11 protein-coding genes and 1 CRISPR repeat array are annotated in these 11,135 nt (G+C 27.6%); of the genes, 8 read left to right on the top strand and 3 right to left on the bottom strand.

Annotation, left to right across the window (positions count from 1 at the left end; genetic code table 11):
- Positions 1 to 59: 59 nt before the first annotated feature.
- The 3 genes from HMPREF2852_RS09415 to panD are packed head-to-tail and all read right to left on the bottom strand — an operon-like array spanning position 60 to position 2,296.
- Positions 60 to 1,016, bottom strand: coding sequence for a bile acid:sodium symporter family protein (locus tag HMPREF2852_RS09415; RefSeq protein ID WP_070608011.1), 957 nt, complete (start codon positions 1,014 to 1,016; stop codon positions 60 to 62).
- A 2-nt stretch (positions 1,017 to 1,018) separates the two neighbouring features.
- The gene (gene panC, locus HMPREF2852_RS09410; protein ID WP_070608009.1) at positions 1,019 to 1,858 is read right to left on the bottom strand and encodes a pantoate--beta-alanine ligase; all 840 of its coding nucleotides are present in this window, start codon (positions 1,856 to 1,858) and stop codon (positions 1,019 to 1,021) included.
- A gap of 54 nt (positions 1,859 to 1,912) precedes the next feature.
- Positions 1,913 to 2,296 (bottom strand): aspartate 1-decarboxylase, encoded by a 384-nt coding sequence (gene panD / locus HMPREF2852_RS09405; protein WP_019118946.1) that lies wholly within the window; start codon positions 2,294 to 2,296, stop codon positions 1,913 to 1,915.
- Positions 2,297 to 2,598: 302 nt separating this feature from the next.
- Here panD and HMPREF2852_RS09400 point away from each other — a divergent pair, with 302 nt between their 5' ends.
- The 8 genes from HMPREF2852_RS09400 (at position 2,599) to cas2 (ending at position 10,710) form a co-directional block, all read left to right on the top strand.
- A complete protein-coding gene (locus HMPREF2852_RS09400; protein WP_070608008.1) occupies positions 2,599 to 5,121 on the top strand; it encodes a CRISPR-associated helicase/endonuclease Cas3 in 2,523 nt (840 codons plus the stop codon).
- A gap of 155 nt (positions 5,122 to 5,276) precedes the next feature.
- Positions 5,277 to 5,993, top strand: a complete 717-nt coding sequence (gene cas5c, locus HMPREF2852_RS09395) for a type I-C CRISPR-associated protein Cas5c (protein WP_070608005.1) — start codon at positions 5,277 to 5,279, stop codon at positions 5,991 to 5,993.
- Positions 5,990 to 6,493, top strand: coding sequence for a type I-C CRISPR-associated protein Cas8c/Csd1 (locus HMPREF2852_RS10205; RefSeq protein ID WP_261668313.1), 504 nt, complete (start codon positions 5,990 to 5,992; stop codon positions 6,491 to 6,493). Before cas5c ends, HMPREF2852_RS10205 begins: the two co-directional genes overlap by 4 nt.
- On the top strand, positions 6,490 to 7,878 hold the full coding sequence (locus HMPREF2852_RS09390) for a type I-C CRISPR-associated protein Cas8c/Csd1 (protein ID WP_315940765.1): 1,389 nt from the start codon (positions 6,490 to 6,492) through the stop codon (positions 7,876 to 7,878). Before HMPREF2852_RS10205 ends, HMPREF2852_RS09390 begins: the two co-directional genes overlap by 4 nt.
- The gene (cas7c, locus tag HMPREF2852_RS09385; protein WP_070608003.1) at positions 7,871 to 8,734 is read left to right on the top strand and encodes a type I-C CRISPR-associated protein Cas7/Csd2; all 864 of its coding nucleotides are present in this window, start codon (positions 7,871 to 7,873) and stop codon (positions 8,732 to 8,734) included. The genes HMPREF2852_RS09390 and cas7c overlap by 8 nt, the downstream gene beginning before the upstream one ends.
- Positions 8,735 to 9,388, top strand: coding sequence for a CRISPR-associated protein Cas4 (gene cas4, locus HMPREF2852_RS09380; RefSeq protein WP_070608000.1), 654 nt, complete (start codon positions 8,735 to 8,737; stop codon positions 9,386 to 9,388).
- Positions 9,385 to 10,413, top strand: a complete 1,029-nt coding sequence (gene cas1c / locus HMPREF2852_RS09375; protein ID WP_070607998.1) for a type I-C CRISPR-associated endonuclease Cas1c — start codon at positions 9,385 to 9,387, stop codon at positions 10,411 to 10,413. Before cas4 ends, cas1c begins: the two co-directional genes overlap by 4 nt.
- A gap of 3 nt (positions 10,414 to 10,416) precedes the next feature.
- A complete protein-coding gene (gene cas2 / locus HMPREF2852_RS09370) occupies positions 10,417 to 10,710 on the top strand; it encodes a CRISPR-associated endonuclease Cas2 (RefSeq protein ID WP_070607996.1) in 294 nt (97 codons plus the stop codon).
- A gap of 121 nt (positions 10,711 to 10,831) precedes the next feature.
- Positions 10,832 to 11,135: direct repeats of the CRISPR family, unit length 28 nt; unit sequence GTCACTCCCTTCACGGGAGTGTGGATTG.

Raw genomic sequence — 11,135 nt, 5'->3', positions numbered from 1 at the left:
TATTGGTGGGTTTGTCGACGCTCTGAGATGAGGATTAATTTCCTCATCTTTTTTTATAATTATTTTTCCCTAGCAAAGGCAAGATCTTTTACATCTTTTCTTCTAAGTGATGCGAAAATTGAACCTGAAATATTGTGCCAGATTGAAAATATTGCTCCTGGGAGGGTTGCTAGTGGGTTTAGGGCAAAATTTGCTGTTGCAAGTTGGATGGCAAGACCGGAATTTTGCATTCCTACTTCGATTGATAGGGCTGTTTGCTTGTCGTAATCCATTTTGAAAATTTTTGCAACACCAAGTCCTAATAAAAGTCCTAGTGCATTATGAATCATTACTATTAATAAAACGATTAATCCGGATTTGGCGATTTTTTCTGCATTTGCTCCTATTATTCCTGATATTATTAAAATAATTGCAAGAGATGATATTAATGGGAAAATTGATTTTGATTTTTCCATTTTTTTGGGGCTTAATTTTTTTGCAAAAATTCCCATCAAAACTGGTATTAAAACTACTGTCACAACTGATTTAAACATGGCTAAAATTGAAACTTCAACCCATCTTCCTGCCAAAAGATATACCAAAAATGGTGTAACAATTGGAGCAAGAAGGGTTGATAAAATTGTCATAGAAACTGACATCGAAACATTTCCTCCTGCAATGTGGGTTATTACATTTGATGCTGTTCCTCCAGGACATGATCCTACAAGGATAATTCCTAAAGCAATATCTTTATTTACGTCAAATCCTATTGCCAAAATCCAAGCAAGCAAGGGCATAATTGTAAATTGTGCCAAGGCTCCTATAAAAATATCCCTAGGATTTTTTAAAATTTTCTTAAAGGCATCGGATTCGATTGAAGTTCCCATTCCAAACATAGCAAGGGCAAGAAAAATTGTTGTGTAATTTGTCATCCAAGAAAAATAATCTGGGACAAAATAGGCTACGACAGAAAATATTACAATAATTAAACCGATATTTTGAGTTATTTTATCTGAAATTCTTGAAAATTTTTCCACGTCTACACCTCATAAATAAAATTGTCAATTAATCTAGTTTTTCCAATATATACGGCAATGGCAACCAAGGTATCTTTATTGAAATTGTCTACATCTTTTATTGTTTCAAGGTCAACGGCACTGATATAGTCGATTTTTGCAAGTTTTTCTGATGAAATTATTTCTTCCATTTTTTCCAAAACTTCTTTTACACTTGATCCATTCTTTGCCATTTTTTCTCCCTCAAAAATTGCTTTTGAAAGACAAAGAGCAGCCTTTCTTTCGTCAGCTGAAAGATAAGTGTTTCTTGATGACATAGCAAGTCCGTCGTCTTCTCTTACAATTGGGCAGGCAACAATTTCAACTGGAATATTTAAATCAAAAACTAATTTTTTGATGATTGAAAGTTGTTGGGCATCTTTTTGTCCAAAATATGCTTTGTTAGGGCCGACAATATTAAATAATTTTGTACAAACTGTACAAACGCCCCTAAAATGTCCGGCTCTTCTTGCTCCACATAAATTATCAGAAAGTCCCTCAATATCTACAAAAGCTTTTTTGTCGTGGTACATTTCTGAAGGTTCAGGATTAAAAATAAAATCAGCTCCCAAGTCTTCGCACAATTTGCTGTCAGCATTTATATCTCTTGGATAAGCCTCCAAATCCTCATTTGGTCCAAACTGAATAGGATTTACAAAATCAGAAACAACTACGATGTCATTTTCTGAAACAGCTTTTTTAATCAAACTTGCATGACCTTTGTGTAAAAACCCCATTGTAGGAACAAGACCGATAGATTTGCCCTCTTTTTTAAAATCCTTTAAAACATCTTTCAATTCATCAATTTTTTTGATAACTTTCATTTTCTTCTCCTCTAAAAATATTTAGAGATAGCCTATTACACCACTAAAATTTATTTACACTAAAGTCCCATGTTTTTCGTAAGATGAAATTTTTTTGATTTTATTTTTATCATCAACAAAAACAACCTTCGGACTATAATTTTCCAAATCTTTTTCATTATAAGAGGCATAAGCCATTATAATAACCAAATCATTAGGCGAAAAATGTCTTGCCGCAGCACCATTTAAACAAATAACACCACTGTCTTTCTCGCCAGCAATCGTATAAGTTTCAATTCGATTTCCATTGTTAATATTAACTACTTGCACTTTCTGATACTCTCTAATTCCAGCTGCATTGAGCAAAGCCTCATCAACAGTAATAGAACCAACATAGTCAAGTTCAGCCTGAGTCACAGTAGCCCTATGAATTTTTCCTTTTAACATTTCAATTTCCATAAAATCTCCTTAAAAAAAGCAAGGTAAAAGCAGTTTATATTTAATAAACAGACAAAAACCTTGCACAAGTAACAAAATATTTTGAGTCTCACTAAATATATAAGCTCATTTTTTAAAATTAAATATAATGGTGTAAAAGAGTATAGTTTTAAAACTTAAATACTATCTCTAGGGGTATTATAAATCATTAATATAAAATTAACAATGTGTGGGGGGAGAAATTTTTTATGTTGTTTTTGATTTAGAAAAATAAATATTTATTTGGGTATATTATTTATATATTAAAGTATAAAGGATGCAAAATGTTTGATAATATATATGCTCACATTGACCAAAAAAATAATGAGAGAAAACAAAAGCTTTTTGACCATTTGATTAACACAGCTTTTGATTCAAAAAATATGGGAAAAGAAGTAGGCATAGGAAATATATCTTTTTTAGTTGGTCTGTTTCATGACATAGGAAAAGTTAGAGATGAATTTCAAGAAAAAATAAAAGGCAATACAAATAAGCAAGTTGATCATTCAAGCTTAGGTGGAATTTTTATACATGAATTAGTAAAAAAATTAAAAGAGAAAGATGATTTTTCTGAAATAGTAAATGATGAGAATATGAAATATGAATTTAATGATTTTTGTAATATTTTAATTTATTCAATTTTATCTCATCATAGTCAATATAATATGGTTAGAAAAAATAAGGAAAATAATTATGTATTTACTTCTATTGATAGAATGGCGAATTTGAAGGAGGAATTTGGAGATACATACCATAATTTATATGAAAAAATTAGTAAATATTTATTAGAAAAAAACATAGATATTTATAAAATTTTTAAAAATGCTTTCTTTGAATATGATCATATAATTAAGAAATTAAATGAGTGCTCTTGTGGAATTGAAGATGACTTACATTTATATAAAGCTATTCAATTTTATAATTCTATGATTATCAGACTTGTTTTGTCGATTTTAAAATCTGCTGATGTAAAAGATACTATAAATTCTTATGAAAAAATAATAGAAGATGATAATGAAAAGGAAGATAAAAAAATAATTAATAATTTTGCAGATAGAATAGAAGAAAAATACAAATCTTTTTCTAAAGCTAATTCAGCTATAAATATAGCCAGGAATGATATAGCAAAGCAAATTTTAATAAGGTCCATAGAAGATAATAACGGTATTTATAAGTTGGATTTACCAACAGGATCTGGAAAAACACTTTTATCTTTGAGATATGGGGTAAATCAATTGAAATATAAAAATAAAAAAAGATTTTTTTATATAACTTCATATCTTTCTGTTCTTGAACAAAACGCAAAAGTTATGAAAGAGATTTTAGAAAATGATTCATATATTTTAGAGCATCATTCAAATGTAATAAATGATAAAGATGAAGAACAATATACATTAACAAATGATGAAACTTGCGACAGTTTTAATCAAATAAAAAGACAATATTTGATTGACGATTGGACAAATCCTATAATTTTGACGACTATGGTGCAGTTTTTCAATACCCTTTTTAAGGGAAGATCTTCAAATATAAGAAGGTTTAAATCTATGATAAATTCTGTAATTATACTTGACGAATTACAATCATTGCCAGTAGATGTATTATATCCAACCAATTTAGCGCTTAATTTTTTAAAAGTAGTAATAAAAGTGAACATAATTTTATCAACAGCCACTCAGCCGACTTTTGATTACAATTCCTTAGTCTACAAATTGAATTATGGAGATTTTGAAGAAAAAAATATAGATGTAATTAGTTTAAACAAAGAGCAAGAAGAGGTATTTAAAAGAACTAAAGTTAAAATTTATAATCAAGGAAAAGAATCTACGCTAGAGGATTTAAAAAAACTGATTATATATAATTCTAGTAAGTCAGTTTTAACCATACTTAATACAAAAAAAGCTGTTAAAGATACATACGAATTATTAAAGAAATTTGTTGATGATGATAAATTATATTATCTAACTACAAATCTACACTCTGTGGATAGACTTAAAATAATAGAAGAAATAAAAGTCAAATTAAAAAATAAGGAAAATATAATTGTAATAAGTACTCAGCTAATAGAGGCTGGGGTGGATGTAGATTTTGAAATAGTAATAAGATCTTATACGGGCATTGACTCTATAATCCAATCAATGGGCAGATGCAACAGAGAAGGTAAAATAAAATCTGGAATTGTGTATTTGATAAACTTGTCAAGACAAGTCGAAAATTTAGACCATATTATAAGTCTAAAAGAAAGAAAAGTTGCGGGGAAATATGCACTAGACAGATTAGATAAAAACCAAGAAATAAATGAGATAGTTGACTTATATTTTAATAAACTTTATGAAAACTTAACTTATAATAGATTAAGTTTTGAAATTAAAAATAGTAATTTAGTGGAATTATTGTCAACTAACGAAGATATGATAACTAATATAAGAAATATTGAAGAAAATCACTTAAAATATTTCAATAATATAAATGTTGATATGTTTCAAAGTTTTAAAGAGGTTTATGATAATTTCAATTTAATAAATGAAAATCAAAATACAGCAATTGTAGAATGCGAAGATACAAAATATTTTATAAATAAATTAAGAAATTTAGAAAAAGAATTCTATCAAAGCTATGACATTAATATTTTAAAGAATATGAAAATTATTATGAGGAAGTTAAATCCATACAGTGTGAATATAAGTAATTCTAATTTAAATTTATGTGAAAAGATAATGGATGGAAAAGTTTATATATTAGAAGAAGAATTTTACAATAAAAAAACAGGAGTGGAATTTGAAAATTCAGATTTGTTTATAATTTAAAAGGAGCATATATTCTGCTCCTTACACAAATAAAAACGTTTTTCAATCCACAGAGTTTACTCTGATATATAAATTATACCAGAAAATAAGAAAAATTTGATTTATTTTTTAAAATAATTTACACTAATAATAACGTGAATATGAAAGGAGGAAAAATGGAAAAATCACAATTTTTTTACGCAAAAATTTATGGCTCTAGAGCTCTGTGGACTAGTCCAGAATCTAAAGCTGGGGGAGAAAAAATAACATATCAGATACCTACGAGAGAAGCTTTAAGAGGAATAATAGATGCAAATTATTTTAAGCCAACTATAAAAAATCAAATTGATGAAGTGAGAATTATGAAAAAAATTGAAACGTATTCTTTTGGAACAAGGCTTTTTTTGAAAGATTATTCTTCTGATTTGAGCAATTATACTTATCTTATAAATGTATGTTATTATGTGAAATTTCATTTTGAATGGAATTATGACAGGGACGATTTGAAAAATGATAGAAATATGAGAAAACATGAAGAAATTACAAAAAGATCATTAAAAAGAGGGGGAAGAAGACCTATATTTTTAGGCGTCAGTGAATGCATGGGATATATTGAAATGTTAAATAAAAACGAATATGAAAACGATATAGGTTATTATGATGACACTAATTTATCTTTTGGTATTATGTTTAACGGTTTTATATATCCAAAAAAAATTGAGGATAAATTAAAATCAACCTTTGCGCCAATAGAAATGAAAGAAGGAAGAATTAATTTTATAAAACCAGAAGAATGTAGAATTATAAATGAATTAAACGAATATAGCTTTAAATTTTCAAATCAAATAAAAAATGTTGACGAAGAATTGAATGAATATGGGGGCGAGATATGAGTTTACTTCAAGCACTTTATAATTCATACGAATATGCAAAAAACAATAATATGATTGATGATAATGATTCTTGTGATATTATTCTCCCTTTGTACCACGATAGTAAGAAATCTAATGGGAAAAATATAATTAGCATAAAACTTGATAAAAATTCTAATGTAGTTGATTCGAGATTTCTGACTAAAGAAGATTCTATAGTATTTCCTGTGACTGAAGATTCTGTTGCTAGATCAAGCGGAGCTAGTCCACATCCTATTGTTGATAATGGCTCATATTTATTTGATAAAGGTTCAAATAAAAATATAGCCTATATGACCCAATTAAAATATTGGCTAGATTATAGTGATGATGATTTTCTAAATGTAGTCTATAAATTCTTATCTAATTCTAAATCATTTGTAAAAATTTTAGATAAGTTATATATAGACTACGAAATTGAAGAGAATTTGAAAGTAAGCATAGATGATCCAAATAGTAAAAAAAGTAAAAAAATGAGATAGATTTTTCTAAAATATTTTTCACATTTACTATAGAGGATTTTGACGGTCTCAAAGATGTATCTTTAAGTGAAAATAATAAATTACACAAATTATATCTGGATTATGTAAATTATTTAGATAAAAAAGATAGTGAAAAGAAAAAAATAATTTGTAATATAAGTGGAAAAGAGGATTATTTGTGTACAAAACATAGGCCTTTGATGGCTACAGCTAGGTTAATATCTCAAATTACTGCAAATAATGAAAATTTTTATGGTAGGTTTAAAAGTCCAGAAGAAACTATTGAAATAGGAGCTAATACAAGTCAAGAAATTCATCTAATGGCGAAATATTTATTATCTTCAAAAGATACTAGTGTATGGCTAGGAGATAACACATATCTAATAAACTGGTTTTCAGATGATATAAAAAATGAGTCTGGTATAAATTTAAATTCAAGAATTTATAAAGTTAAAGAAAAATTTTCAAATCCAATAAGCGGAGAAGAAAATAAGAGCGTTGGCGAATCTTTTCTAAAAGGGAAAATTTTATTTTCAGATGATTCAAAGTTTTATGTTGGAATTTTTGACAAAATAAGTAATGGAAGAGCTGCAGCAAAATATTTTAAAGAATTAGATGTTTCAATTTTAAAAGAAAATCTTAAAAAATGGCAGGACAAATATTATTGGTATGGATTTAACAAGGAAACAAATCAGGAAATATTATATACTCCAAGCCCTTACGCCATTACATTAGTTTCTTATGGAGTTGAAAGAAATGGAAAACTATCACTAGATAATAAAAAAGTTTTGAGAAATCAAATGCAGAATATTATTTCTTGTATCATTGAAGGAAAAGATATAGGCAATAACATTATTAAGTCTTTAGAAAATAATATTAAATTAAGAAGTAGGTATAAGGAAACTTGGATAATAGTTAAAAATACTTCTTTAGCAGTTTTAAGAGGAAAATGGGGGATAGAAGATAATATGTTAGATAGAGAGAATTTAGATAGATCTTATCTTTACGGCAGGTTGCTGGCATTATACGAAAGGGTTGAAAAATTATGTTTTGAAACAAAAGATAAAAGTAATCAAGACACTAGAATAACAAACGCAGAAAAATATTGGACAAGTTTTATAAATAATCCAGCCACAATGAACCTAAGATTAAGAGATGTTATAAAACCATACGAAAAAAAATTAATAGCTAATGAAAATAAAAAAAGAATATACTTTAAAATAAAAAATGAAATAAATGAAGTAACTAATCTTATTGCTGATAATTATGATTATAGACAAGAAGTAAATAGAAAAGCTCTAAGTGCGGGTTTTATATTTGGATACGAAGGACAAATTCAAGATATTTTTACAAAAAAAGAAAATAAGGAGCAAATAAATGATTAATAATAAAATAGATTTTATATTTACAATAAAAGTAGAAGGCGCAAATCCTAATGGAGATCCATTGGCAGGAAATATGCCAAGAATTGATACAAATGGTTTTGGAGAAATAAGTGATGTATGTATCAAAAGAAAAATTAGAAATAGAATGCAAGATATGGGGCATGAAATATTTGTAAAATCTGATTATAGAAGTGATGATGGTTTCAATTCATTAGAAGCTAGATTCTTATCTAAGTTTGACAAAGATGATAAAAAATCAACAGACAAAGAAATAGAAGAAAAAGCATGCCAATATTGGCTTGATGTAAGATCATTTGGACAAGTTATAACCTATATGGATAATAGAGCCATAGGAATTAGGGGACCAGTATCAATTTCAATCGCAAAGTCTATAGATACAATAGATATAACAACTATGCAAATTACTAAAAGTGTAAATGGAAAAGAAGAAAAAAGTGGAAAAAGAAGCTCCGATACTATAGGATCAAAAAGTTATGTAGATTATGGAATATATGTAGTTAATGGAAGTGTAAATGCTTATTTTGCTGAGAAAACTGGTTTTGATGAAAAAGACTTGGAAGTTTTAAAAGAGGCTATAAGAACTTTATTTTTAAATGATATATCATCAGCAAGACCAGATGGTTCAATGGAAATTAAAGACATTTACTGGATAAAACATAATTCTAAAATAGGAAATGTATCAAGTGGTAAATTAAAAGATTTATTAATATATGATACAAGCGATGAAATAAAGCTAAAAAGAAGTTATGAGGCACATAATATTAGACTAGATGAAGATAAACTTAAAGAATATGAAAAATTAGGTATAGAAGTAGAACATTTTGTAGGTTTATAAATGTATGATATAGATGATTACTTATTGTTAAGTGGCATCCAACACTTTTTATTTTGTAAAAGACAATGGGCATTGATTCACATTGAAAATTTGTGGGAAGAAAATATATACACTAGTGAAGGAGAAATTCTTCATTCCAAGGCTGATAAACCATTTATAAAGGAAAAAAGAAAAAATAAACTAATATCAAGAGCTATGCCAATAAGTTCAAAAACTTTAGGTTTAAGTGGTATTTTAGATGTTATAGAATTTGAAAAATCAGAAGATGGTATAAATATAAAAGGAAAAAAAGGAAAGTGGAAAGCTACTATAATTGAGTATAAAAGAGGAAAAAAGAAAAAATACTCTTATGATGATTGTCAACTTATGGCAGAAGCTATTTGTCTAGAAGAAGAACTTGGCGTAAATCTAGAATATGGATACATTTATTATGGAAAAACTGATACTAGAGAAAAGATAATTTTTGAAGACAAATTAAGAGAGTTGACTATAGATACTGCAAAGCTTATGCACCAATATTATGATAAAAAAATTATTCCAAAAGCTGAATTTTATAGGAAATGTAAATTATGCTCACTATATGAAGTATGTAATCCAAGACTTACAAAAAAACCTAAAAGCATTCACAATTATTTATATGGAGAAGATTTATGAAAAAACTATTAAATACTTTGTATATAACAAATCCAGATGCTTATTTAAAAAGAGAGGGAGAGAATATACTTATATTTATAGATGGAAGATGTGTAAAAAGATATCCTATCCATATACTAAGTCAAATTATTTGTTTTAATTATATGGGTGTTAGTCCTTCTCTAATGAAGCTTTGCATGAAATCAAATGTAAGCATGAGTTTTTATGATCCACATGGAAATTTTTGCGGAAGAGTTATTGGAAAAAGTTATGGAAATATCTATACAAGAAAAAAACAATATAAAATTAGTGATAGCGAACAATCTTTAAATTTTTCAAAAAATATAATATATGCAAAGGCATATAATTCTAGAAAATTATTAATTAGAGGAAAACTAGATCATAAAGATAAAATAAACTTAGAAAAAATGGAAAAAGCAATATATAGAATAAAAAACTTAATGCTAGAAATTCCAAAATCAAAATCTAAAGATGAGCTTAGAGGAATAGAAGGAAAAATAGCAGCAGAATATTTTTCAGTATTCGATGAACTTATTGTAAAACAAAGAGAAGATTTTTATTTCAATGGAAGAAATAAGAGGCCTCCACTTGACAGAGTTAATGCCTTATTGTCATTTATGTATAGTATTTTAACAAATAATATAGCTCAGGCATTAGAAGGAGTGGGGATAGATTCATATGCAGGATTCTTTCATACAGATAGGCCAGGAAGAGTTAGTATGGCTTTAGATATTATTGAAGAAATGAGAGCCCCAATTATTGATAGATTTGTGCTAAGTCTTATAAATTTAAATAGGATAGATAAAAATAAATTCGAAGTGAAAGAAAATGGAGCAACACTATTAAATGATAAGGGAAGAAATATAGTTTTAAATTATTGGAATGATAAGTGCCGCGAAGAAATATATCATCCCTTTATTGAAGAAAAAATACCGATAGGACTTTTACCGCATATTCAAGCACAACTTTTAAATAGTTATTTAAGAGGAGATATAGAGTCCTATCCACCTTATATAAGGAAGTGATAAATGCAAGTATTAATTACATATGATGTAAAGACGTCAAGTAAAAAGGGAAATAGAAGATTAAGACAAGTAGCTAAAATATGTACTAACTACGGGCAAAGAGTACAAAATTCAGTATTTGAATTAAATATCTATCCTTCAGATTTAGTAAAAATAAAATCTCAACTAAAAAAAGCTATAGATTTAGAAGAGGATAGCATAAGAATATACAATTTAGGGAAAAATTGGGAAAGAAGGGTAGAATCATTAGGAAAAGATGAAACATACAACCCTGAAAAAGATTTATTGATTATTTGAGGTTCTTATTTGAACATATAATAAGTAAATCTATCTCATATATTTGATAAAAATTAGATATATTTTTTTAAAATATAGGCCTAATTTTTAAAAAAAGTCTTGCAAAGACTCAAAATTTGCAGTCACTCCCTTCACGGGAGTGTGGATTGAAATCATTATCAGCATATAAATCTGCCTGAGCTATTTTAGTCACTCCCTTCACGGGAGTGTGGATTGAAGTCCTCCTGTAAGAACTATGCCTATCATGCCTATAATCATTGTCACTCCCTTCACGGGAGTGTGGATTGAAATACTAAATATTCCATTTAATTACCTTTCGTTCATAGCGTCACTCCCTTCACGGGAGTGTGGATTGAAATTTGAACATCAGTTAAAAAACTATCAACATCATTAAAATGTCACTCCCTTCACGGGAGTGTGGATTG

The sequence above is a fragment of the Anaerococcus sp. HMSC065G05 genome (assembly GCF_001812365.1).
GTDB lineage: Bacteria > Bacillota > Clostridia > Tissierellales > Peptoniphilaceae > Anaerococcus > Anaerococcus vaginalis.
Note: the sequence above shows the minus strand (reverse complement) of the source record. Positions and strands in the feature narration are given on the sequence as shown.